At 52.9% G+C, this 23,232-nt stretch carries 24 protein-coding genes; 7 read left to right on the top strand and 17 right to left on the bottom strand.

What is annotated here, in order from left to right:
- The first annotated feature begins 372 nt into the window (after window positions 1-372).
- Window positions 373-1,080, top strand: coding sequence for a Uma2 family endonuclease (locus FJ147_16760; protein MBM4257534.1), 708 nt, complete (start codon window positions 373-375; stop codon window positions 1,078-1,080).
- A 264-nt stretch (window positions 1,081-1,344) separates the two neighbouring features.
- Window positions 1,345-1,536, top strand: a complete 192-nt coding sequence (locus tag FJ147_16755; protein ID MBM4257533.1) for a hypothetical protein — start codon at window positions 1,345-1,347, stop codon at window positions 1,534-1,536.
- On the opposite strand, the gene FJ147_16750 is transcribed toward FJ147_16755, so the two are convergent.
- The 6 genes from FJ147_16750 to FJ147_16725 all read right to left on the bottom strand — a co-directional run bounded on the left by FJ147_16750 (window position 1,531) and on the right by FJ147_16725 (window position 7,839).
- Complete coding sequence (locus tag FJ147_16750) at window positions 1,531-2,334, bottom strand: 4-hydroxy-tetrahydrodipicolinate reductase (protein MBM4257532.1); 804 nt, start codon at window positions 2,332-2,334, stop codon at window positions 1,531-1,533. The genes FJ147_16755 and FJ147_16750 overlap by 6 nt on opposite strands.
- Before the next feature lie 135 nt (window positions 2,335-2,469).
- Window positions 2,470-3,363, bottom strand: a complete 894-nt coding sequence (locus FJ147_16745; protein MBM4257531.1) for a 4-hydroxy-tetrahydrodipicolinate synthase — start codon at window positions 3,361-3,363, stop codon at window positions 2,470-2,472.
- A 95-nt stretch (window positions 3,364-3,458) separates the two neighbouring features.
- Window positions 3,459-4,295: a diaminopimelate epimerase gene (locus FJ147_16740; GenBank protein MBM4257530.1), complete on the bottom strand. Its 837-nt coding sequence runs from the start codon at window positions 4,293-4,295 to the stop codon at window positions 3,459-3,461.
- A 156-nt stretch (window positions 4,296-4,451) separates the two neighbouring features.
- Complete coding sequence (locus tag FJ147_16735) at window positions 4,452-5,054, bottom strand: hypothetical protein (GenBank protein ID MBM4257529.1); 603 nt, start codon at window positions 5,052-5,054, stop codon at window positions 4,452-4,454.
- Complete coding sequence (argH, locus tag FJ147_16730) at window positions 5,051-6,436, bottom strand: argininosuccinate lyase (protein MBM4257528.1); 1,386 nt, start codon at window positions 6,434-6,436, stop codon at window positions 5,051-5,053. The genes FJ147_16735 and argH overlap by 4 nt, the downstream gene beginning before the upstream one ends.
- Before the next feature lie 92 nt (window positions 6,437-6,528).
- Window positions 6,529-7,839 carry an argininosuccinate synthase gene (locus FJ147_16725; protein ID MBM4257527.1) on the bottom strand — a complete coding sequence of 437 codons (1,311 nt, stop codon included), beginning with the start codon at window positions 7,837-7,839 and terminating at the stop codon, window positions 6,529-6,531.
- Window positions 7,840-7,843: 4 nt separating this feature from the next.
- On the opposite strand from FJ147_16725, the gene FJ147_16720 reads away from it, so the two are divergent.
- From FJ147_16720 to FJ147_16705, 4 genes are read left to right on the top strand one after another with little or no spacing between them, the layout of a single operon-like run.
- A complete protein-coding gene (locus FJ147_16720) occupies window positions 7,844-8,551 on the top strand; it encodes a hypothetical protein (protein MBM4257526.1) in 708 nt (235 codons plus the stop codon).
- 5 nt (window positions 8,552-8,556) lie between these two features.
- Window positions 8,557-9,519, top strand: coding sequence for a cobalamin biosynthesis protein CobD (gene cobD, locus FJ147_16715; protein ID MBM4257525.1), 963 nt, complete (start codon window positions 8,557-8,559; stop codon window positions 9,517-9,519).
- A complete protein-coding gene (locus tag FJ147_16710; GenBank protein ID MBM4257524.1) occupies window positions 9,413-10,687 on the top strand; it encodes a threonine-phosphate decarboxylase in 1,275 nt (424 codons plus the stop codon). The genes cobD and FJ147_16710 overlap by 107 nt, the downstream gene beginning before the upstream one ends.
- A complete protein-coding gene (locus FJ147_16705; GenBank protein MBM4257523.1) occupies window positions 10,687-11,064 on the top strand; it encodes an aspartyl protease in 378 nt (125 codons plus the stop codon). The genes FJ147_16710 and FJ147_16705 overlap by 1 nt, the downstream gene beginning before the upstream one ends.
- Window positions 11,065-11,094: 30 nt before the next feature.
- Here the strand turns inward: FJ147_16705 and FJ147_16700 are convergent, their stop codons facing one another.
- From FJ147_16700 to FJ147_16655, 10 genes are all read right to left on the bottom strand, one after another.
- On the bottom strand, window positions 11,095-12,420 hold the full coding sequence (locus FJ147_16700; protein MBM4257522.1) for an LLM class flavin-dependent oxidoreductase: 1,326 nt from the start codon (window positions 12,418-12,420) through the stop codon (window positions 11,095-11,097).
- Window positions 12,417-13,181: a hypothetical protein gene (locus FJ147_16695; GenBank protein ID MBM4257521.1), complete on the bottom strand. Its 765-nt coding sequence runs from the start codon at window positions 13,179-13,181 to the stop codon at window positions 12,417-12,419. The genes FJ147_16700 and FJ147_16695 overlap by 4 nt, the downstream gene beginning before the upstream one ends.
- A 31-nt stretch (window positions 13,182-13,212) precedes the next feature.
- Window positions 13,213-14,493 carry an MFS transporter gene (locus FJ147_16690; protein MBM4257520.1) on the bottom strand — a complete coding sequence of 427 codons (1,281 nt, stop codon included), beginning with the start codon at window positions 14,491-14,493 and terminating at the stop codon, window positions 13,213-13,215.
- Between the two features lie 26 nt (window positions 14,494-14,519).
- A complete protein-coding gene (truA, locus tag FJ147_16685; protein MBM4257519.1) occupies window positions 14,520-15,287 on the bottom strand; it encodes a tRNA pseudouridine(38-40) synthase TruA in 768 nt (255 codons plus the stop codon).
- A 213-nt stretch (window positions 15,288-15,500) separates the two neighbouring features.
- On the bottom strand, window positions 15,501-16,205 hold the full coding sequence (locus FJ147_16680; protein MBM4257518.1) for a glutathione S-transferase family protein: 705 nt from the start codon (window positions 16,203-16,205) through the stop codon (window positions 15,501-15,503).
- Window positions 16,206-16,340: 135 nt separating this feature from the next.
- Window positions 16,341-17,486 carry a glycosyltransferase gene (locus FJ147_16675; GenBank protein ID MBM4257517.1) on the bottom strand — a complete coding sequence of 382 codons (1,146 nt, stop codon included), beginning with the start codon at window positions 17,484-17,486 and terminating at the stop codon, window positions 16,341-16,343.
- Window positions 17,487-17,524: 38 nt separating this feature from the next.
- A complete protein-coding gene (locus FJ147_16670) occupies window positions 17,525-18,574 on the bottom strand; it encodes a glycosyltransferase family 2 protein (GenBank protein ID MBM4257516.1) in 1,050 nt (349 codons plus the stop codon).
- A complete protein-coding gene (locus FJ147_16665; protein MBM4257515.1) occupies window positions 18,571-19,542 on the bottom strand; it encodes a glycosyltransferase in 972 nt (323 codons plus the stop codon). The genes FJ147_16670 and FJ147_16665 overlap by 4 nt, the downstream gene beginning before the upstream one ends.
- 1 nt (window position 19,543) lies before the next feature.
- On the bottom strand, window positions 19,544-20,287 hold the full coding sequence (locus tag FJ147_16660) for a class I SAM-dependent methyltransferase (GenBank protein ID MBM4257514.1): 744 nt from the start codon (window positions 20,285-20,287) through the stop codon (window positions 19,544-19,546).
- 138 nt (window positions 20,288-20,425) lie between these two features.
- Window positions 20,426-20,803 (bottom strand): hypothetical protein, encoded by a 378-nt coding sequence (locus FJ147_16655; protein MBM4257513.1) that lies wholly within the window; start codon window positions 20,801-20,803, stop codon window positions 20,426-20,428.
- A 344-nt stretch (window positions 20,804-21,147) separates the two neighbouring features.
- Here FJ147_16655 and FJ147_16650 point away from each other — a divergent pair, with 344 nt between their 5' ends.
- Complete coding sequence (locus FJ147_16650; protein ID MBM4257512.1) at window positions 21,148-21,618, top strand: DUF4112 domain-containing protein; 471 nt, start codon at window positions 21,148-21,150, stop codon at window positions 21,616-21,618.
- On the opposite strand, the gene FJ147_16645 is transcribed toward FJ147_16650, so the two are convergent.
- Complete coding sequence (locus FJ147_16645; GenBank protein ID MBM4257511.1) at window positions 21,586-22,692, bottom strand: DUF1016 domain-containing protein; 1,107 nt, start codon at window positions 22,690-22,692, stop codon at window positions 21,586-21,588. The two genes, FJ147_16650 and FJ147_16645, sit on opposite strands and share 33 nt — an antisense overlap.
- Window positions 22,693-23,232 lie beyond the last annotated feature (540 nt).

Here is a 23,232-nt window from a genome sequence, read left to right as displayed (position 1 = left end):
CAAAGGCCTACAGGTCTCCGACGATGAGTTTCAAGCGCTCAATATCAAACCCGGTAAGTTTCATGGCGATTGGAACTATACGCTTCTTCCTCGCTCTTAATCGGTAACTTAATTCTTGCCCATGCCTTAATTCTTCTCCATCGTCATAGTCATTCTTAGTAAAAGGAAGAGAGAAGGTCTGTCAATGTTGACCTCAACTCTGCGATACGAGTCTTATCATACGAGCCACTTTCAATCACCTTCTTCCTCCGCAGGTCCGCTGGATGAGTAAGCGTCCAGTGCTTGAAAACAGCAACTGGTAAAGCTATCACCAAATCTAAAGAGGAAGAGCTGGATAAAGAGAGTTTCCCTTAGAGGAGTGAATCTTTTCCTATGTCTATCTCGTCTCAATCCTTATCGCCGGAAGCAACTGCGGTTGTTCAGAAAGTGCCCCCGCTGGAGAATGGCGACCAATTGACTCGTCCGGAGTTCGAGCGCCGCTATGAGGCGATGCCCAACCTCAAGAAGGCCGAGCTTATTGAAGGAGTAGTCTACGTGCCATCACCTGTGCGCTATGAGGGACATGGTCGGCAGCATTCTTCGTTGAACGGCTGGTTGGTCGTATACTCTGCCTCAACTCCGGGAGTCGCGGTGAGCGATAACACGACTGTCCTCCTAGACCTGGGTAACGAACCACAACCAGGCGTACTTCTCCGAATTACTACTGGCGGTCAGTCTCACGTGACTGCTGACGGCTTTATCGAGGGTCCTCCCGAACTGGTGGCAGAGGTTGCGTCCAGTAGTGCCGCCTATGATTTGCACCAAAAGTTAGATGTTTATTGTCATCACGGCGTGCGCGAGTACATTGTGTGGCGAACGTTAGACAATGCAATCGATTGGTTTATCTTGCGCGACGGTCGCTACGACCGCCTACTTCCTAGTGAAGCGGAGATTTACAAAAGCGAGACATTCCCTGGCCTGTGGCTTGATGCTGCGGCCATGTTACAGGGAGACTTAGCCGGAGTCCTGAAAACGCTCGGCGAAGGTATCGCAAGCGTTGAGCATGGAGAGTTTGTCCAACGGATGACTCAGACCAGATAAGATTCAGACACGTTCTCTCTATCAGCCATTCGACTATACTTTGATTCGCCGCGGAACCTCGGGCTTGACTATCTGTTTAAGACTTACGATCATGAAGAAGCAGTGACTGCATTTCTCGAGAAACGGCCGGCTAAATTTCACGGGAAATAAGGGGGAAAAGTTTAGCGTAGACTCGCCGAGGAGGGATCAGAAATTTCAGGAACTGCCGATCTCTCTTTATAGAGCGGGGGGTAGCGGAAGCGGTTGCGGAAGTGGAGGTACAACATGCGCACAACGACAGCAACGAAAGCAAAAATTTCTCGTCGGTCAGTTACTGAAACGATTCTTGGCCTGTGTGCCACTGGTCGATTTGGCGTGCGAGAGGCCATCGCTGAGGCCGCTCAGCGAAAGGGACGGCAGGAACAACGGCAGCAAGCAACGCGCGCAAAACGAAAGAATACGCTGTCGGCTTTATAAACCGAGCACGTCTTTCATCGTATAGAGGCCAGGTTGCTGCGCTGGCAGCCATGCCGCAGCCCGGATCGCGCCGCGTGCGAGACATTCCCGGCTCTGTGCACGGTGCGTCAGTTCAAGCCGTTCGGCAAACCCAGCGAACACGACAGTATGATCACCAACCGCGTCTCCTCCACGTAAAGCGACAATACCAATCTCGTCATCTTTGCGTTGACCAGTAATGCCTTGACGAGCCAAGGTCGCGACTTGATCAAAGTTCTTACCCTGAGCAGCCGCAATGGCTCGACCAAGTCCAAGCGCTGTCCCACTTGGGGCATCGACTTTGAAGCGGTGGTGGATCTCAAAGATCTCGGCATCGAACCCGTCCTTGAGAATCCGCGCAACATCGGTAACAACTTTCTGCAGGACATTCACGCCAATGCTCATGTTGGGAGCGATAATCGTCCGCGTTTTTGTCGCGAGCGTTTCAGTTTCCGTTCGTTGTGCGGCTGAGAACCCAGTTGTGCCAATAACGATCGCTGCCCCGTTCGCAGTTGCGGTTCGTAAATGATCGAGCGCAGCCTCAGGAATGGTGAAATCAAGCGTCACCGTCGCTGATGTTGCCACTGCCCCATAGTTGTCCGTGATTTTCACACCGATCGGCCCAAGCCCTGCGACTTCACCGGCATCTTTGCCGATCGCCCAATGGCCCGATGCCTCAACGGCACCAGCAAGTTGCATGTCGGTATTCTCGTGCACCAGGGTCACAAGGATTTTTCCCATGCGCCCAGCCGCGCCACAGACGATGATATTCGTGGACATAATTATTTCCTCGTAGAGGACGAGTGCGAATCACAGGATCAATAATGAAACCGGTGACGACGTGTTTCGTGATCCGTGCTCTGTATCTAAACTTTGGACTTTAGACTTTGGACCTTGGACTCCGGCCCCTGTTCCCTAGATAAGCCGGTACTCTTTCAGCGTATCCTTGAGCTTGGCGAAATTGCCTTCTGCCATCGGCACGAGTGGTAAGCGTAGTTCTAACTCGCATTTGCCCATGAGTGAGAGGGCGGTTTTTACAGGAATCGGGTTGGTTTCGATAAAGAGCGCACGGATTAACGGCGTGAGCTGTAATTGTAGTTGCGCCGCCCGATCCCATTGCTTCGCCAAAGCGGCATTGGCAACCTCGGCCATTTCCTTTGGCGCAACGTTGGCTACCGTGCTAATCACCCCTTTGCCACCAAGCGACATCATCGAGAAGGTCAACGTGTCCTCACCAGAAAGGATCGCGAGGTTATCACCACACGCAAGCCGGATGTTGATCACTTGATCGATTGAGCCAGTGGCTTCTTTAACACCAACGATATTGCTGATCTCCGCCATACGAGCCATCGTCGACGGTTCAATATTCGATCCTGTGCGGCCAGGAATATTGTAAAAAATAATCGGGAAGCCCGGCACCGCTTGCGCGACGGCTTTGTAGTGTTGGTAAATTCCTTCTTGAGTTGGGCGGTTGTAATACGGTGAGATCATCAGCGCCCCATCGGCACCGACTTCTTGCGCTTCCCGCGTTAAGCGAATCGCTTCGGCAGTCGCGTTCGAACCGGTCCCGGCGACCACAGGAACGCGCTTCTTAACAGCGCCGACGACGAACTTCACAACTTGAGTGTGTTCCTCATGCGATAATGTCGCAGACTCACCAGTTGTGCCACACGGGACAATTCCATGGGTCCCGCTCTTGATGTGCCACTCGATAAGATCACCGAGGCGTTTCTCGTCGACTTTGCCGTTCTTAAACGGGGTCACAAGCGCAACAAAAGAGCCAGCAAAGTTCGTCGGTGCGGTTCCCATAATTCCCTCCAATTTCAACGTGGAACGTGTTGCGTGAATATGCGCATCGTGTCTCTTTTCCAGGATTCCACGCAACACGTATCACGCAGCACGTATTAAATCTCAATCGTCCCCTCAAATACTTCTTCTGCCGGTCCAGTCATGTAGACGTGATTATCCTCGGCCCGCCATTCGATTTCGAGATCGCCACCGCGGAGATGAATCGTTACACGACGGCTGGCTTTGCTATTCAGTGCAGCCGCAACAGCCGCAGCACATGCGCCAGTGCCACACGCCCAGGTTTCTCCTGACCCACGTTCCCATACTCGCATGTCTAACTCAGTCGGACTCACCACCCGAATGAACTCAGTATTCACGCGATCAGGAAAGAAGGCGTGATGCTCAAATTTCGGTCCGATCTTTTCTAAGTCCAATGGCTCGACGGCATCGACAAACGTGACGCAGTGCGGATTGCCCATCGACACACAGGTCACTTGGTAGGACTTGCCGTCCACTGCAAGCGGTTGATCGATCACTTGGCCTTTCGCAGCCACCGGAATCTGTGAACCATCGAGAATCGGTTCACCCATATCAACCGTCACCCGCGACACTTTCCCATCAGTCAATTCGAGGAACAGCGTCTTCATGCCAGTATCAGTGTCGATCTTTAAGGGATTCGTTCGCGCTAAACCGTGGTCATAGACATATTTGCCGACACAACGAATGCCATTGCCACACATTTTTCCGCGGCTACCGTCAGCATTGTACATCTCCATGCGCGCGTGAGCAGTGTCGGATGGACAAATCAGGATGAGCCCATCTCCGCCAATGCCGGTGCGACGATCACTCACTTTTTGTGCAACAGTTGGCGCATCTGCCACTTTCGTCGTAAAAGCGTTGACGTAGACATAGTCATTACTAATTCCGTGCATTTTGGTGAAAGGAAGCTTCATAATCAGCACCAATTCAGAATGCAAAATGGAAAATTAAAAATGAAGAATTAAAAATGGAGAATTAGGGAAGAGCGAGGGTTTCTTCGTTTTTCCTTTTTCCTTCATCATTCTACATTTTTCATTTTGCATTTTTCATTTCCTTATCCGTTTCGTCAACTAGCGCTTGGTCGGCGCCGGAGTAGGCGTTGCGGTTGCAGGAGGAGTATCTTTCCACACCAGTTCGACCGTGTTTGATGCAGCACTCGCATATCCATCAAGCGTCACAGCTTGCACGCGGTATCGATACAACACCCCCGCCGTCAGTTGTGTATCGGTGTAGCTAAATTGCTTGGCTTTGCGAAAGCGATCACGGTCGGTCACCGTGATCGTTGCAACTTGTGCGAAGCCACTGTCCTGACCTCGCTCACCCTCAGTTGCTCGTAAAACTACAAAGCCACCCAGATCATCCATCTCACTACCATCGACGTATTCCTGCGGACGACCCCACTTCAGGACAACAATTTTCTTGTTGTTGTCGATGTCGAGCGCCAAATCCCCAATTGCTTCCGGCACGATCCACTCTGGCGGGCGGACCGGGGTTTTGTGGCCGCACGCAGTGAGGAAGGTGACAGGGAACAGGGAACAGGGAACAAGGAAAAAAAGAATGGGCGAATGGGCGAATGGGCGAATGGGCGAAAAAACACCCCTAAGGCTAGGGAAGCGAAACGCAACACGCAACACATGAAACGTAAAACGTAAAACGTAAAACGTAAAACTCATACACCGATCATCCGTAACCGTCTTTGTACACTGCTGCGGGCAGTACCACCATACGAACGCCGTCGATCGACGGCAGATTCAAGTGTCATACGCGGCAAAATATCTCGTTCAATCAATGGCGAAAACCGCTTCCATTGCTCTAGCGAAAGTTCTTCTAACCCTTGCTTTGCATCCAGACACCAACGCACCACCTCTCCGACCACTTCATGCGCTTGACGAAACGGGAGGCCCTTTTCTACCAGATAGTCTGCAACATCTGTCGCTAGCGTGAATCCCCCTAACGCCGCTTCACGGAGACGGTCTTCACGGAACACTAACCGCGGCAACATCGCAGCGAGAATTTCTAGTGATCCTTTAAGCGTATCAACCGTGTCAAACATCGGTTCTTTGTCTTCTTGCAGATCGCGATTGTAGGAAAGTGGCAGGCCTTTGAGGATCGTCAGTAACGCGACCAAATTGCCATAGACACGGCCAGTTTTACCACGGATCAATTCCGCCACATCAGGATTCTTCTTCTGTGGCATCATCGAACTGCCAGTGGCAAATGCATCAGGCAACTCGATAAAACCAAACTCGCTACTTGCCCACAGTACCAATTCTTCAGCCATGCGACTGAGATGCATACCGAGGACAGCTCCGGCTGAAAGAAACTCGATCAGAAAATCGCGGTCAGCCACAGTATCGAGACTGTTCTCACTCACACGCGGGAATTTGAGCAGCTTTGCCACATGATGGCGATCGATAGGCAAGGTCGTTCCTGCCAACGCGCCAGCACCCAGCGGCAACACATTCACCCGTTCACGGCATTGTTGCAGTCGTTCATTGTCGCGCCCAAACATCTCATAATATGCTAACAGATGGTGAGCCAGCGTCACCGGCTGCGCCCGTTGGAGGTGTGTGTAGCCGGGAATAACGAGATCCCGATATCGCTTCGCCATACGGGCAAGTTGGTTTTGCAAGGCGCTGAGCAATTCAATGATATTGGCGATCTCATCGCGCAAATAGAGGCGCACATCGAGCAACACCTGGTCATTACGGCTGCGGGCCGTGTGCAATTTCCCACCGACAGGGCCAACACGCTCTGTCAGTCGCCGCTCGATCGCCATGTGGATGTCTTCATCAGATGGAAGAAAAACAAATTTCTCCGAGCGTAGCTCCTGTTCAACAGCTCGGAGCCCTTTGACGATCTGATCACCCTCAACGCGTGAGAGAATCTTTTGTTTCACGAGCATCTGACAGTGGGCAATACTCCCGCGGATATCATAGGGCGCCAGTTTCTTGTCGAAATGCAGCGACGAGGTGAACGCCTCCATGAGTGGATTCGCCCCCTCGGCAAAGCGGCCAGACCAGGCTTTGGATTTCACTTTAACTGCTTGTGTCATAAACTGCAGTCAGCGATCAGCTCTCAGCGATCAACTCTCAGCAAAAAACCAAGAGCGCAAAAAGCTGACTGCTGAAAGCTAAGAGCTAAAAGCTATTTTTGCGCCAACGCCCGTAATCGTAGACGCAATGCATTGAGGCGAATGAAACCCTCAGCGTCGGCTTGGCGATAATCCCCACCTGCCTCGAAGGTTGCGACATCAGGGTTGTAGAGGGTCTTGGAGGATTTGCGGCCAGCGACGCTGACGTTGCCTTTGTACAATTTGACTCGCGCTGTGCCAGTAACATTCTTTTGTGACTCGTCAATCGCTGCTTGCAGCATCTCCCGTTCTGGCGCGAACCAGTACCCGTAGTAGACCATCTCTGCATATTGCGGGATCAACGAATCACGGACATGCATCACTTCTCGATCAAGCGTGATCGACTCAATCGCTCGGTGAGCAGCATGCAAGATCGTCCCCCCTGGAGTTTCGTACACACCGCGTGACTTCATGCCGACGTAACGGTTCTCAACCAAATCAAGCCGTCCAACTCCGTGTTTGCCACCGAGAGTATTGAGCTTAGCAAGCAGTGCGGCGGGTGAAAGTTGTTCTCCATTGACCGCGGTCGGGTTCCCGGCGGTGAAATCGATCTCAACATATTCCGCTTTGTCTGGTGCTTTTTCAGGAGAAACTGACAAGACAAACATGTCATCATACGGTTCGCGCCACGGGTCTTCGAGAATGCCGCCTTCATAGCTGATGTGTAACAAGTTACGATCAGTGCTGTAGGGTTTCTCTTTGGTAACCGGGATCGGGATGTTCCGCTCTTCAGCATAAGCGATAAGGTCAGATCGAGAACGCATATCCCAGGTTCGCCACGGCGCGATGATTTTGATGTTCGGCTCAAGTGCGTAATAGGTCAGCTCAAAACGCACCTGATCGTTGCCCTTCCCGGTTGCCCCGTGAGACACCGAATCCGCCCCTTCTCTACGGGCGATTTCAATTTGCCTTTTTGCAATCAGCGGTCGGGCAATCGACGTTCCCAGCAGATACCCGCCTTCGTAGAACGTGTTGGCGCGCAGCATGGGAAAGACGAAGTCACGGACGAATTCCTCGCGCAGATCCTCGATGTAGATCTTACTCGCGCCAACTTTCTTGGCCTTTTCTTCAACCGGTGCCAATTCTTCGCCCTGGCCGAGATCAGCACAGAAGGCGACAACTTCGCATTTATAGGTATCGATCAACCAGCGCAGGATGACCGAAGTATCCAACCCGCCGCTATACGCGAGTACAACTTTCTTCACATCAGCCACAACGAAACACTCCTGGAAAAAAGTGCGAGAACCGTACCACGCACGCTCTGGCAAGACAACGGCAAGAGCAACAGTCCGCCTGGCAACCTGAGCGTCATTGCACAGAGTCATCCTTATGATAATCCTGTTGCAATTTCATGGTCGAGCTTTCCCGCACGTAGCACTGAACCCTATGCGCCCTTGGACCTCATCTGTCCGAAAGAACACTCTGCTTGTGACTTTTCCTGAGAGGTACCGCGTTTTGAGTTGGGCTCCATTGAACGGTGGACTGGTCGAAGCGCGCACTATGCTCAACCATCAAGTCAATATTCACGAGTATCCAACAGCAGAACCGGAGGTCTATCTGGACACTCTGGCTCGACAACTCAATGTAGACTTGCCCGTCGTCGGTCTCATGACTGGCGTGCTGATGGAACGTCTAGTGCAAAAGAGCGTACGACATGAGGGCCTCCAGATTGAATGCTTTGCCACAGTCGGACTCAGCAATGCCCTTGCTGTCGGCGATTCAGCCACTTACGATCAGCAGCTCAGCACGATCAATCTCATCATCGCGGTGAATCACGCGCTGACTCCAACTGCAATGATTGAAGCGGTACAGATGGTGACTGAAGCAAAAGTTAGCGCGCTGCATGAGGCAAGAGTGAAAAGCACAGTCTCAGACGCACCGGCAACTGGAACAGGAACTGATTGTGTGGCAATAGCCTGTCCCATTGCAAAACCAGCCTACAGTTATTGCGGGAAGCACACCAAGTTGGGAGAACTCGTCGGTCGCGTAACTCTGCATGCGGTCAGTGAGGGGATACAAAAGACGAATCGTACGTAGCTCGTATGGACTACACCCTCGTCCTCATTCTCGCCTTTGCCCTCGATGCCGTTATTGGTGATCCGCACTGGCTGCCACATCCAGTACGGCTTATCGGCAAAGCAATTACCTATTGGGAAAATCGTATACGTCGAACCGCAAAGGCGTCGACTTCAGACTTTCAACGTGGCGCGACCCTCGTCACCATCATCGTTCTTTGGACCTATCTACTGACCGCATTGGGTCTCCATTTCTTGACACTGTGGTCGTGGTGGGTCGGCACTGCGGTCACCATTTTGTTGGGGTCACTTTGTCTGGCACGGCGCAATCTGAAGGAGCATGCCCAGGCAGTGCTTGCTCCTCTCGCGAATGGAGACATGGCGGCCGCACGTGCGATGCTCGCGCGCATCGTCAGTCGAGAGACCTCAGCGCTGTCAGCAACTGAAGTAATTCGTGGCACCGTCGAATCGGTAGCGGAGAATAGTTCAGACGGTGTCATCGCTCCGCTTTTCTATATGTCTATTGGCGGCGTGCCGTTAGCTATGGCCTACAAAGCCGTGAATACGTTGGATTCGATGATCGGCTATCGTACAGAACAGTATGAGCAATTCGGCAAGGTCGCCGCTCGGCTCGATGACGTAGCCAACTATATTCCTGCCCGGCTCACTGCATTAGCATTGATTGGTGCGGCATGGATCGGTCGTCAACGAGGACACCGATACGACGAAAAAGAGGCTTGGCGTATCACCTGGCGTGACGGGCATAAGCACGACAGCCCAAATGCTGGTTATCCAGAGGCAGCGATGGCAGGAGCGTTAGGGATACAACTCGGTGGACCAAGTCGGTATTCTGGCGAAGTGCATGACAAACCAACTCTAGGTGATGCTCGCCACACCCTCCATCCCGAGCATATCACGCAAAGTTGTGAGTTACTCGACGTGGCGAGCCTGCTTATGCTCGCGCTCTGTGTCATCCTCGCGGTGCTGTAAATGCAAGAATTCTCGTGCGCACAGTGCACGCTACTCCGAAGGAACCAATGTGAGGAAGCGTGAGTTCGACGCAAGACTCCCAAAGCATGGCGGCAACGTCCACGCCTTCGCCCGGGCGCATGGACTGCAACCAGACGAGGTGCTCGACTTTAGCGCCAGTATCAATCCCCTCGGGTGGCCACGTGGAGTTGCAGCCGCATATCGAAAGGCATTGTCACAAGCAGTTCACTATCCCGAGCCGTATGCAGAAACTTTAACGACGGCACTCGCAAACTACCATGCGCTCGATCCTACGTCACTCTTAGTCGGGAACGGTTCAACGCAATTGATCTATCTGTTTGCCAGGGTATTGGCTTCACAAAACGTGCTAATCATCTCACCCACATTCAGCGAGCACGAGTCAGCGTTCCGCCTGGCAGGAGCGTCAGTCTCCCGTTTCTACTTACGACCTCCAGCCTTTGCGTTGCTGCCCGAGCAACTGCAACGCAAACTGGCCGAAGGATATGACACTGTCGTATTGACGAACCCGAACAGTCCAATTGGGGTACTCGTTCCTCGTGCGACGGTAGAGACAGTTGTTCGTCAATGTCGTCGAATGCGGATACGCTTGCTCATCGATGAAACTTTTATCGATTGGGTTGAAGAAGAGTCGGTAAAAGAATTGGCCACCCGACACGCGTCGCTCATCGTGCTGCGGTCGATGACGAAATTCTTCGCGCTTCCTGGACTTCGGATCGGCTATACGATCGCCCATCCCCGTGTCATTGCTCGCTTACGTCAACAATTAGAACCGTGGTCAGTAAATAGCATTGCGCAAGCTGTGGGAGTCGCGTGCCTTGCTGACTCGCAGTTTGCGCAACGTAGTCGTGCCATTATGGAACGCGAGCGCCGCTGGTTTGCGCAGCAGCTCGCCACCATCGCCGGGTTTCGCGTCTTTCCTTCTCAGGCCAACTTCCTGCTTGTGCAACTGGAGCATCGTAGACTTACTGCTGCAGACCTGAGCCACAAACTCGCAGAACACCACATTCTCATTCGCGATTGTGCGAACTTTCCAGGTCTGGGAAAACAATACTTCCGTGTTGCCGTGCGCCAACGAAAAGAAACTCGACGTTTGCTCGCTGCACTGATGGATATCGTCAGAGGAAGAAGTGTGGTAAGGGAACGCTGATGGGACTGACCTACATTCGCGCAAAGATTCAGCGCCCCGATGGAAAAGGGCGTCCCCAAACAACTCGCTTTTTTGTAGATACGGGCGCTGTCTACACCGTCCTGCCGACAGCGCTCTGGACTGCGCTGAAGTTGAAACCAGAACGCTTTCTAGAATTTTCTCTTGCGGATGGAACAACTATCACCCGCGGTGTTTCCGAATGTCGCTTCACCATAGAAGGGTTCAGTGCAACCTCACCGGTTGTACTTGGGGAAACTGAAGATGCCCCGCTCTTAGGAGCCGTTACCCTGGAAACGCTAGGCCTCATGATCAACCCACTCAGTCGGGAGCTGCTACCAATGCGACTATTGCTCGCACGTGCGGGAGCGCCCCGTTAACACACAATGTAAGGTCAAAAGAGGCCGAGACTACGCAAAGAAGCGGTTGCCTGGGCGTGGCAACCCTAAATTCTCCCGCAACGTCTTCCCTTCATACTCACGACGATAGATCTCACGCCGTTGCAGCTCTGGCACGACCAGATTGACAAAGTCATCGAGCCCACCAGGCAGATAGGGAAACATGACGTTAAAACCATCACACGCCTCGGTAAGCAACCATTCTTCCATCTGATCAGCGATCATAGTTGGCGTACCAACAAAGGCTGAGCCAGCATAGCCGCCGATACGCTGCGCTAATTGGCGTACGGTCAAATGCTCACGCTTTGCCAGTTCTATAGCCCGCTCGCGGCCACTCTTACTGGCGTTGGTTTCAGGGATCTCAGGCAGCGGACCGTCTGGGTCGAATTTTGAGGCATCATGACCAAGCGCAATCGAAAGTGACGCGATCGCGCTATCATAATGGACGAGGCTGTCGAGTCGCGCACGTTTCTCTACTGCTTCCTGCGCAGTTTCACCAATGACGACAAATGCACCTGGTAACACTTTGAGATGTTCGCGCGGACGACCGAGTTTCTCCATGCGGCCTTTGACATCGGCGTAGAAAGCGCGCGCATTCGCGATACTTCCCCCAGCCGCAAAGATCATCTCTGCTGTCTCCGCCGCAAGTTGGCGACCCGCATCTGATGCACCAGCCTGCACGATAACCGGCCAGCCCTGTACGGGACGCGCGATGTTGAGCGGTCCGCGAACTTTGAGAAATTCACCTTGGTGGTCCAAGACGTGCATCTTCTCTGGATCAAAATAGGTGCCGGTTTCCACGTCACGAATAAAAGCATCATCGGCCCAACTGTCCCATAAACCAGTGACCACGTCGAAGAACTCACGCGCGCGACGATAGCGCGTCTCATGTTCAACATGTTCTTCCAGGCCGAAGTTCATCGCTTCATGGGGGTTACCAGAGGTGACAACGTTCCAGCCCGCGCGTCCCCCACTGATGTGGTCAAGCGAGGCGAATTTACGTGCGATATGGTACGGCTCGTTATAGGTCGTCGAAGCCGTCGCGATCAGTCCAATGTGTTCGGTGACAATCGCGAGCGCTGGTAGCAACGTCAATGGATCAAAGGAGGTCGTTGTCGCACTCCGCTTGAGTGCCTGGATTGGCATATTCAGCACCGCAAGATGATCAGCCATGAAGAAGGCATCGAACTTCCCGCGTTCAAGCGTTTGCGTGAGACGTTTGAGGTGTTGGAAATTAAAGTTCGCATCTGACCACGCACCAGGATAACGCCAGGCTGCGGTATGAATGCTGACTGGTCGCATGAACGCGCCCAAGTGCAATTTACGTGAGTGAGTCATACAATCTCCGTTTCTCCTCGCCCTCGGAAATATTTCTTCATTTCAGCAAAACTTTGCCGCTGATGATACTGCAATTCATCAAGCGGGTAACGATACGCTCGCCCGTACACACAATCGAACCGCGCACGGCAATAGTCAACACAGTCGGTCGTCACTTGGAGTCGATGTTGTACACAGGCCGGAATGTCCCAGCCTTTTTCGGCAGATATTGCAGATGCAGGACAAGCGGTGACACATGCACGCTCGACACAGGTTGGACATGGGTCGAAACCCGCAGCAGCCGGTTCCGCGTACAGCTCTTGGTCGATCAGCACCACAGCTCTGAGCGCCATCCACGGTCCGTATACAGGATGAATCGTCACTCCCAGAATGCTCGGTCCAGCCAGACCAGCAGCACGTGCCAGATGCATGAATGACACCGGCTCAGTCCAAAAGCGAAAAGGATAGCAGTAACGATAGCGAGCTTCTGTACGGGTGAGGATTGGCGTCAGCGTGCTCTCGATCAGTTCAACCGTGTAATCATCAAGTGGGTGTTCGTGCTCCTGGAGATAATTCGGATGCTCTGCGCAGTAGGCACGGAACCCGTGCCAGAACTGTCCGCCACCATTGCCAATCACAACGAGTGTCTTTACCCCAGGTAACAGTGAAGCGATATGATACTGCGATGGTACGAGTGCTTCATAATCCGTCACCGTTGTCGTACCGATGAGATTCACACCGCGGGGTGCAAGTGCTGTTGTTATACTGCGAATGAGGTTCACTCTCTGTCCCTTCACCTACGTCCGTCTTTGCTCAGGCTGCTTCTATCACTAGTCGATTGGCTCGCATATCAGCAACGATATAACGCGAGCCGACATAATGACACACCGCGGCAAACACATCAGCAATCGGTGCGATCAAGAGCATATACTGCAAGAACAGCGGATCGCCGCTCAAGTCGGTCAGCTTGCCAACTAACAAGGGGGAAATGCCAGCGGTAAAATTAATACACAGCACATACACTGCTACTGCTAACGAACGCAGCTCTGGTCGCACCAGATCATGGACCACTGCCGCAGCGGGGCCGAACCAAATCGAACTGACTGAGCTGCCAATCACAATCAGTGGGATAAATAACCACGGCGAGGGAACAAAGAACATAGCGACCAGTAAGGGAATGACCACGACACTACGAACCACGAGGATGAGCATACGCGCATCTTTGCGCTTCTCCATCCAACGGTCCGCAATAATCCCGCCGAGAAAGGTCCCGAGCAAACCAGCGATGATGGCACTCACACCGGTGATCATCCCTGCCGTTTCTACACTCATACCACGGACGCGGACCAGAAATGTCGGCAGCCACACGGCATAGGCATTCACCGAAAAACCAATAATCGCCATCGCCGCAAAGTGCCAACGCAAAGACGGCGTCGCACGAAGGATCGCAAAAAAATCCTTCATCGCATGAGAGGTCCCGGTCGTGGAAGCTGAATGACCTTCATCCATTTGCCCGCGTATCGGTTCTTTCAACGTCGCTACAAGCAGTGCTAACAAGAGCCCCGGTATCCCCAACAGCAAGAATGCCCAGCGCCATCCCCATTGCTGCGCAATGTAGCCACCAAGGTATAATCCCAGACCATGCCCAATCGGGACTGCACAATTAAACGCTGCCAGAATTGTTGAACGTCGCCTTGGAGGGAAGTAATCGCTGAGAATCGTTTGTCCAGCCGGAGCACAGGAAGATTCGCCAATCCCAACTCCGACTCGTACGGCAAATAATGACCAGAAACTGCGCGCCACTCCTGACAATGCGGTGAAACCACTCCAGATCGCCAAACCAATAGTGATAAGGCGGACACGATTCCAGCGATCTGCCAGCCAGCCAAGGGGAATCCCCATAAAGCTGTAAAAGAGCGCAAACGGTAAGGCTCCTAGTGCTCCAAGCTGTGCATCCGTCAGTTCCAAATCCTTCTTAATCAGCGGAAAGAGGATGTAGACGACCTGGCGATCGGCAAGGTTGAGAATGTTGACACAGAAGAGCACGGCCAGGACGTAGTAGGCATAACGCGAGGCGTCATCAGTGCGTGGCATGTTCCCCTCACCCTCCACCTCGCTTCCTAATACGTTACACGCACCAAAAACAACCCCTGTGGCGGTGCATTGACTCCAGCCCGCCGACGATCACGAGCAGCAAGAACCGCAGCAAAGTCTGCCAGCGAGGTCGCTCCTCGGCCAACACCTACAAGTGTCCCAACGATGTTCCGCACCATGTGGCGCAGAAACGAACGGCCTTCGACCTCATAGATGAGGAAGTCGCCCTCATGGCGGATCTCGCTACGCAAAATAGTCCGCTGCGGGTTGTGTTCAACACTGTCTGCACCTTGAAACGAGGAAAAATCATGGTCGCCAATCAGAAGCAGTGCGGCTTGTCGCATAGCTTCAATATCAAGTGGAAACGACACATGCCACGAATAGCGCTCCCAAATGGCCGAGCGCCATTGATGATTCCAGATTTGATAGCGATACGTACGACTGCGTGCGTCGAAGCGTGCGCTAAAATTTGCCGCTACTTCCTCAACCTGTGGGACGGCGATGTCAGAGGGTAGTAGGCCGTTCAATGCTCGTTGCAAATGATAACAGTCGATGAGCCGCTCGGTCGTAAACGAGGCGACTTGCCCGAGCGCATGAACACCAGCATCGGTACGGCCAGCAACTTGCACGCGTATCGCGGTGTCACAAATACGCGACAGTGCCGCTTCGAGCGCGCCTTGGATGGTAGGAGCGTGCTTCTGCAGTTGCCAGCCATCGTAATTGGTGCCGTCGTATTCGAGTGTGAGCTTGAAGTGCAATCTGAAAAGACCCCGGTAGGGGCGTACATCTGTCACTGGTCACAACTTCAGAGTCCGGCCTGGTGTTTCAGGCACAGCACACCGTCGCCAGGTTCCTTCTCCCACCGGGAGAAGGTCAGGATGAGGGGATCGAGAGCGCTCCGTCCTTTTATTTCATCCCCTCACCCTAGCCCTCTCTCTGAGGGAGAGGGAATTTTTCGCTGCTAAGTGCTTAAGTTGTGACCAGTGCACAGCTGTGCGCCTCTACAGTTACGCAGGTTTCACCTGCCCACCGCGGTGCTTGCTATAAATGTTATCACGCCATGTGAAAACCGAAGCGAAGGCCGGCTCGCGAGCCTCGTCTGATGTGAACACCGCTCGAACCGGAGGAGCAACAACGTAGATATCATCTGGTGGAGGATTCACGACGTTCAGTAAACTCGCCACGGTAAGGTCAGCGCGAGTGAAGGAATCGCCAACTAAATAATTTCTTCCCTCTACAGCGTGCTTGAGAATCGTGAGTTGTCGTTGCACCGCCGTCTTGGCATGTTCTTCTGCATACGGTGAGTACTGATACTTCTGACCCATGAACTGGCCACCTTGACGAAACTGCTCGTTATCTGAGCGGAGGAATTTGCCAAGGATCAGAATGCGGCCTTGCGGCCCTAGCACCCAATCCATCAATTCTTCCCACATCACGACTTGCGCACGATCTTTCTCTGATTTCGGCATCAATGCAGGTGTTGGATGTTGTTCTTCTAGCCAGTTGAGAATCGCCGTCGAATCAGGAATCACTTTGCCATTGGCGAGGAGAACCGGTACCTGCGCTTGACCAGTTTGCTTCTTGAGATTCTCTTCACCAGCACCGATCTGATAGTCCTCTTTCTCATAGGGAACTTTTTTGTAGTCGAACCCCCACCGTGCACGTTCTGACCACGGCGACTGATACAACTGAATCATTTTGACAGTGCTCATGCTGCCTCCTTCGTTTGAAGCTTCTCGGAATAACCACACCCGCTCGGCGTTGTCATTCTGAGCGCAGCGAAGAATCTCTTTGCAAACGCTGAAGAGAGATGTTTCGCTGCGCTCAACATGACATGGTTGCGACTGTTATACTGTAGACCAATCCCCCTGAACAGGGACGTTCCCCTCAAGTGTGTGCACAAACGGCTCCCACCCGAGTCGTTGTCGTCGCGCAGCGATATGCGCTTGGTACGGACTTGCAAGGAAGTCACCGTAAAAACGCTGAATCGCCGCAGCCAGGGATGCCGGTTCAGGCTCAGCCACGAGTCCGGTACGTCCATCTTCAACTGCGTCAGCCAGTCCACCAACCCGACTGACAATCACTGGTTTGCCAAATTCGTAGGCTAACGTAATCGACATACTTTGCGAAGCCGCACGATACGGCAAGACCAGCGCATCACTGGCAGCAAAGAGATCCGGCCATTCAGACTCACTGATGTAGCGATTATGAATCTGCACCCGGTCTGTGATTCCCAAAGTGCGAATCAGATCGCGATACTGTTGCTCAGGTTCGTAGAACTCCCCTGCAAGCAACAAGGAAATCTGCGGTTCGGTGGTCACCTGAGCAAGCGCACGTAGCAGGATATCGACACCTTTGTAATGGCGCACATAACCGAAGAAGAGCAGCACGTGGCCTGTCACTCCTAGTCGCTGCTGAGCTTCTTGGCGAGACGGTAACGTCCGCTCCGTTGCCAACATCGGGTAGTCAACGATGTGCACCCTGGCCTTGGGAGCCAGCTTAACCGTGAGGTCATATTCCGAGCGGGCATGGACGACAATCATATTGCACAAACGAGCGATCAAACGGAGCGCCACATCCTGCCCCGGTAATGGCTCATGCGGACGAGTGTTATGAGAAATCAAAATTCGCGCGACCTCAGGGCAACGCCACCGCAAGAAGGCAAGAAGCGCTGCATAACTCGGAGTGAAAAACGGGTGCCACCACTGAAAGGCGACCCGGTCGGGGTGCATGCGTACGATCGTTTGTGCGGTAGTCCACCAGTTTAACGGATTGACGCTATCGAGTAACTGTTGAGCGCGGAACGAGCCAGACGAAGCTTGTTCTGCATCGACCTGCGAACGACCAGGAAAGATCAACGACGGGTAGAGACGGCGGAAACTCACTTGCTCGACAGCATGGCCTGCCAGTTCCAGCGCATGTGCAAGCGCGTCATTCTCGATCGCGATACCTCCACGTAATGGAGCCGACGGGCCAACGAGCACGAAGCGCATAATGTGACTATAGAGTTTCTGTACGCTGATCGTCGAACTTACGACGAAGAGGAGTTCGCAGCACGAACGGTGGTCTTGGCGCGGTCAAGGGGTCGAGGACCTTTGGTCTCACTATTTGTCATGATTCCAGGAATCTCTTCATCGATACTACAGTCCTCACGCCGCCCACTGAGGTAGATCAACAGCTCGGCCAGGAGGCCGAAAAAAATGAACTGCAAGCCTGAGAGTAACAAGAAGATCGCCACCAGAAAGATCGGGCGGTTGCCAACCCATTGCCCTTGCAACCAGCCGATGCCAAGAATGACAAGGATGTAGAGTCCAAAAAATTCGCACGCTAAGCCCAGAAGTCCGAAAAAATGTAACGGCTTGTGGGTATAGCGACCGAGCATCACCAAAGTAATAAGATCGAAAAGGCCGCTGAGGGTACGACTCCAGCCATAGCGAGACTCGCCATAACGTCGCGGGAAGTGTTCCACTGGAATTTCCCCCACCAGAAACCCACGTTGCCGCGCGATGACGGGAATGAAGCGATGCATTTCGCCATAGAGACGCATCTCTTGCACGACCTGACGGCGGTAGCCTTTAAGGCCGCAGTTCATGTCATGCAGTTTTAGGCCAGTCATACGAGCCGTCACAAAATTAAAGAGACGCGAACCGAGGATGCGTGACCATGAATCTTTCCGTTTCTGTTTCCAGCCACAGATCACGTCGTACTGTGATCGTAACTGGTCGAGCAATTGAGGAATTTCCTCTGGCGGATCTTGCAAGTCGGCATCAATAGTAATGAGGTAATCCCCGTGTGAGCGCGCGAAGCCTTCCGACAGTGCCGCAGCTTTCCCATAGTTACGGCGGAAGCGCACCACGTGCAGGTGAGCGTACTGGGCGCTGAGTTCACGCAGGACAATCGGAGTGTCATCAGTACTGCCGTCGTCGATGACGATAATTTCATAGGAACTCACCACGTTTTGCAGGACCGCGTCGACTCGCTCAATTAACTCAGCAAGTGATGCCGCTTCATTCAACGCTGGAATAATGACCGAGACACTTCCCTCCGCCATACCGTACGCCCCTACCCCTTCAGTTTTCACTTTGAGTGACTGCTTTCGCTAGGCTCGTGGTTCGCCACTACAACCGGAAGCCGCTGTTGCATTCCCGTCAAAAACCCCTTTGTCCACATCATATATCCTGGCAGAAGAATCGGCGAAAGGCGGAGGTAGCGAAGAAAGGTGGCACGATCCTGTCGCAGCAGCCTCCCGCTGGTTCGTAGGAATCGCACCATAGGCAACGTGCACGCCAACACGCGGTGACGTACGAACGCTTGCCCTGGGATGGCGACAGTCCGACGTGCAATTGCCGACCCTACGCCAAGCAGCCGTTGATGGCGAAGGAATGAAGGATAATCAGTGCGATTGAGATGAGTGACGACAATCGTGGGGTCAAACAAGAGACGCTCTCCTCGTTGGCACAGCAAAAAATTGTACACCTGGTCCTCGGCGCCAGGCGGCACAGCCACAAATGGGCCGACGGTGGTGAAGGCGTCACGACGAATGCAGATATTACAGTGTGGGATCATGGCCACTGTGCGTGCGTGTCCGAGCGGCATGAACTCGTTGAATTCAATCAAGTAACTCGCTGTTCCGACCGCATTCTCCGGCGTACCATTGCCGATTGCACCACCCACGATCGCATAGGTGCCACGCTGGTGATGCGCCAACAAACGAGCTAACCAGTCGGGTGGCACAATACAGTCCTGATCGGTAATCGCGATATACGGGGCACGAGTATGTGCCACACCAATGTTGCGTGCAGCAGACTGATGGGTTTGTTGGTCGAGGCCGATAACCGTCACTGCGGGAAAGTCTTGACGTAAACGTTCAGCGGTTCCATCGGCAGAACTATCAACTACGACCACTTCATATCGCCCCACGCCTTGCTGAACTAACAGCGAGTGCAGGCAACGATCGATGAGTTCTCCAGGGCGAAACGAGGCAACGACAACCGCACAAGAGAGTTCGGCAGTCGACGGTCGACAGTCAGGGGGAGTGTCGTTTGACATGTTACTTGTCGCCGCTCGTAGAAGTTGGAGTGAAAATTATCAGGTGCTGCCGAGGCAAAAAATCGAAAACCTGTTGAAATTGAAACCCCATCGGTTCAAGTTCGGCTCGCACTTGCGCAAGCGTCATCTTATGGTCGGGCTTGATTGGCACGGTCGGATCTTCCCCACGATACTCAATAAGAACGAGTCGCCCACTGGGTTTGAGTGCGCGGTGCACTTGCGCCATTGTTTCTTCGGGATGGGCAAGCTCGTGATACACATCGACCATGAGGGCAAGGTCAAGCTGCCCTGCAGGCAGTGTGGCGTCGGTAGGAGTGCTGAGAATCGGCTCGATGTTGGTCGTGCGGGTTTTCTTCATGTTTGTTCGCAGGCGCGCTAGCATCTCGGGTTGAATGTCCGTGGCGAGTACACGTCCATTCGTCCCGACTCGCTTCGCGAGCCGCAAACTGTAGTAACCGATACCAGCACCAATGTCGGCCACGACACTCCCTTCCGTAATCTGCAAGGTATCAAGCACCCTTTCTGGTTGTTCAAGTTGCTCGCGCTCATCTCGTTCCAGCCAACCTGCGCCGAGATAGCTCATCGCTGGCGCGATAGTTCGGCCTTTATAAGTCTTTGGTGTGAAACGATACTGAGATGGATGCGAGTCATCCGCCTCTGTCCTCTCTATGAACGGAAAAAGCATGACCATTGCCAGCAGAAAACCGACAATGGTGCGAAAGCGCTGTATGAACCAAGACGTCATAGCGTGCTCCTGCTCGAAGCGAGTTTCGATACCATAGTTTCGCTACAGTATCTGCTCTCGCCATCGCAGGTAAGGAGCCCAGGACAAATTCAGGAGGATGTCGTGAACGGCGGGCGGCTTTTCATCAACGAAGGAACATTACACCCAAATGCGTTGGGCTTCACTCAGAAAGATTGCCAGCCACGGGACAAACGAGAGGGCGAGATAAAACCCGGCGAGGAGTGCCAGAGCCCAGACACTGAGGCGGCGATGTCGCATCAGCAAAAAAAGTGGCAGGGCAAGGCACGCTGCGCCTTTGGCACCAAGCAAGGTCTCCGCAACGCCCCACTGCATCATTGCTGCACGCAGTATTGGGTTGCCTTCTTGGACACCAAGCAGCATCCCTTGGTAGGTTGCGAGCCCATCGAATGCTTGCAACGCCAGATTCAAGAAGACCAGGCGCGGGACAGCCTCAATGGGTGATGGTTGGACCCACGTCCTCATCGACGAGCCAAAACGGGACACCAGCGTCTGCATCCACAACCTCCCACCACTGAAGAAACAAAATCTCACCATGCTTTATGATTTATGCCGTGACGAGGCCAGCGCCGTCAAGGTCCCAAAATGTGAGATCAATCGGTCCTCATCACAAAAAGTAATAGTTTCTCGGCAATTCAGTGATGCGTAATCCGTTCGTCAATTTCAATCATCACAGAAGGTTCCAATGGATACCCAACAATGAGCGACAATAGGAGTAGCATCTGCCTTACTTTACGCTATAGTTTTCAGTAGTCCCTTGCCGTGCTTTTTCCGACATTTTGGGGCTAATTTTGCAAGGTTGCTGACAATTGAACACAAATCTCCCGCAACAAGAACAACAGGTGACTGTCCTCAGTGAAGACCGTTTGTATCGTCTGAACTGGTTAAGCCGTATTTTGGATACGGCCTTTCCCATACCTGGGACGTCCTTGCGCTTTGGTTTGGACGGTATCGTGGGACTCATCCCTGGGATTGGTGATCCCGTAGGTGCCCTGCTCTCCAGTTACGTCATTTTTGAATCTGCCCGCGTAGGGGCACCGAAACGGCTCTTGTTACGTATGATCGGCAATGTCGCGCTGGAGAGTCTGATTGGTGTGATTCCGTTGCTTGGCGATTTGTTCGATTTTGGCTGGAAAGCGAATGTTCGTAACCTTGCGCTGCTCCGTGCCAACCAACACGCCCTGCTGCCCCACGACCGGCCCCTATGGCAGATTGGCTTCATGGTAGTCATGGTCCTGCTCCTCGTGCTTGCCATCTTCACAACCGTGTCGTTTTTTGTGTTACGGTTCTTGTATCAATTGATTGCGGGCTAGTCTGATAGCTTCGTGCAATTTCTTTTCGAGTAACCGACGTGGAGGAAGTTCCGTTAGGTATTCAGCTATGCGGATGCCGCTATTGTCTAAACGCAACAATTCAATTTCCGCTTGGTCCTTGCTACTGCACAGGATAATCCCAAGTGGAGGATTTTCTTCTGGTCGCGTGTCGTATTTTTCCAGCCACCGCAGGTAGAGTTCCATTTGCCCTTTGTCTGCAGGGCGGAATTTATCGAGCTTGAGTTCAACTGCTACCAGACAGCGAAGACCGCGATGATAAAACAGCAAGTCGAGATAATAGTCTGTGCGGCCAATCGTCAAACGTTTCTGTCTGGCGACAAAGGTAAAGTCCGTTCCCAACTCGATCAAGAATTGCTCCAGCTCTCGTAGAATTGCAGTCTCCAGATCTTTCTCACTGTAAGTGTCCTTGAGACCGAGGAAGTCAAGAACATAGGGGTCGCGAAAAACGAGGTCTGGAGTCAAACGATCTTCCTCTCGCAGTGTTGCTAACTCTCGCTTGGCGAGGAGAGCCGGTTTTTTGGAAAGAGCGGTGCGTTCGTATAGCATGCCGCCGATTTTTGATCTCAGCGTGCGAACACTCCAGTGTTCTACGCGGCACATCTCTGCGTAGAAGTCTCGTTGGAGTTCGTCTTTGAGATAAATGACTTCCATGAAATGGGACCAGCCCAATTGTCTAGACAGTGTCTGAACAATCTCTACCGTTGAGAACACTTCGGCAAAGCGGAGCATATTGAACAAGTTCCGCCGACTAAACCCACGACCGTATTCTGTTTCCAATTGTGCAGACAGTGTCTGCACAATCTCCTCTCCATACCCAGCTCGTTTCTGTTTAAGGATGTCGCGTCGAACGCGGTTGCCGATGCTCCAATACAAGAGGACCAACCCAGCATTTACCACTTGGGCCGTTTGTTCCCGAGCTGATTCGATGAGGTTGCGAATGTCACCGAGCAACTGCTTGGTTGCGGTTGTAGAGGTTGTCGATTTGAGTGACGGAGCGGTCGTGGTTTTCTTCGCTTGTCTGGTGGCCACGCATTCTCCTCCTGTGACAGGCATATGATACACCAGCTCGGCCGCAGACTGTTTGTCCAATGACACGGGTTCCATCTTGACTCCAGACAAAATGCCTTGACCAACGTTGGTAGCGAGGATTGAACAGCTTAAGCCACCGTCCAGTGAGAGGATCTCGGGCACGGGTTTGTATTTTTTTGAATCCATTGCACATGCGACATGCGAGCCAGAGGTTCTCTTCACTTCGGGTGCTCATAGTCATTTCTCAACAGTCGTGTCGCGTAGCAACGTGAAGCGTAGCAAATTTACGAAGAATTGCGACCCTCGGTTGCCCACAATTAGGCCTCGCTTCATTTCCTCTACGGCTTGAGAAAGACTGGAGGTCGGTTTTACCTACACAGGACTTACGCTTTGGACCTTAACAAGCCGTGACATGAGGGTTTTGTAGTTCAGCGCGAAGGTAATGACTAAACAAACTCTCCCGCACGGCATACAGGGTCTGGCCCAGTTCTTGAGCTTTCACTTTCAAGGATACCCACGCATGATAACAACATGCTAAGTGATTGCGCTGTGCCCGCGCCGCCC

This window comes from Deltaproteobacteria bacterium, assembly GCA_016874775.1.
Classification (GTDB): domain Bacteria; phylum Desulfobacterota; class Binatia; order Bin18; family Bin18; genus VGTJ01.
The sequence above is the reverse complement of the archived record's forward strand: the minus strand, read 5'-3'. Positions and strand labels throughout refer to the sequence as shown.

Coding starts and splice junctions, on each gene's coding strand:
- FJ147_16760 (MBM4257534.1), top strand. CDS start 373: ATGTCTATCTCGTCTCAATCCTTATCGCCGGAAGCAACTGCGGTTGTT.
- FJ147_16755 (MBM4257533.1), top strand. CDS start 1,345: ATGCGCACAACGACAGCAACGAAAGCAAAAATTTCTCGTCGGTCAGTT.
- FJ147_16750 (MBM4257532.1), bottom strand. CDS start 2,334: ATGTCCACGAATATCATCGTCTGTGGCGCGGCTGGGCGCATGGGAAAA.
- FJ147_16745 (MBM4257531.1), bottom strand. CDS start 3,363: ATGGGAACCGCACCGACGAACTTTGCTGGCTCTTTTGTTGCGCTTGTG.
- FJ147_16740 (MBM4257530.1), bottom strand. CDS start 4,295: ATGAAGCTTCCTTTCACCAAAATGCACGGAATTAGTAATGACTATGTC.
- FJ147_16735 (MBM4257529.1), bottom strand. CDS start 5,054: ATGAGTTTTACGTTTTACGTTTTACGTTTTACGTTTCATGTGTTGCGT.
- argH (MBM4257528.1), bottom strand. CDS start 6,436: ATGACACAAGCAGTTAAAGTGAAATCCAAAGCCTGGTCTGGCCGCTTT.
- FJ147_16725 (MBM4257527.1), bottom strand. CDS start 7,839: ATGACTCTGTGCAATGACGCTCAGGTTGCCAGGCGGACTGTTGCTCTT.
- FJ147_16720 (MBM4257526.1), top strand. CDS start 7,844: ATGATAATCCTGTTGCAATTTCATGGTCGAGCTTTCCCGCACGTAGCA.
- cobD (MBM4257525.1), top strand. CDS start 8,557: ATGGACTACACCCTCGTCCTCATTCTCGCCTTTGCCCTCGATGCCGTT.
- FJ147_16710 (MBM4257524.1), top strand. CDS start 9,413: ATGCTCGCCACACCCTCCATCCCGAGCATATCACGCAAAGTTGTGAGT.
- FJ147_16705 (MBM4257523.1), top strand. CDS start 10,687: ATGGGACTGACCTACATTCGCGCAAAGATTCAGCGCCCCGATGGAAAA.
- FJ147_16700 (MBM4257522.1), bottom strand. CDS start 12,420: ATGACTCACTCACGTAAATTGCACTTGGGCGCGTTCATGCGACCAGTC.
- FJ147_16690 (MBM4257520.1), bottom strand. CDS start 14,493: ATGCCACGCACTGATGACGCCTCGCGTTATGCCTACTACGTCCTGGCC.
- FJ147_16680 (MBM4257518.1), bottom strand. CDS start 16,205: ATGAGCACTGTCAAAATGATTCAGTTGTATCAGTCGCCGTGGTCAGAA.
- FJ147_16675 (MBM4257517.1), bottom strand. CDS start 17,486: ATGCGCTTCGTGCTCGTTGGCCCGTCGGCTCCATTACGTGGAGGTATC.
- FJ147_16665 (MBM4257515.1), bottom strand. CDS start 19,542: ATGTCAAACGACACTCCCCCTGACTGTCGACCGTCGACTGCCGAACTC.
- FJ147_16660 (MBM4257514.1), bottom strand. CDS start 20,287: ATGACGTCTTGGTTCATACAGCGCTTTCGCACCATTGTCGGTTTTCTG.
- FJ147_16655 (MBM4257513.1), bottom strand. CDS start 20,803: ATGCAGACGCTGGTGTCCCGTTTTGGCTCGTCGATGAGGACGTGGGTC.
- FJ147_16645 (MBM4257511.1), bottom strand. CDS start 22,692: ATGCCTGTCACAGGAGGAGAATGCGTGGCCACCAGACAAGCGAAGAAA.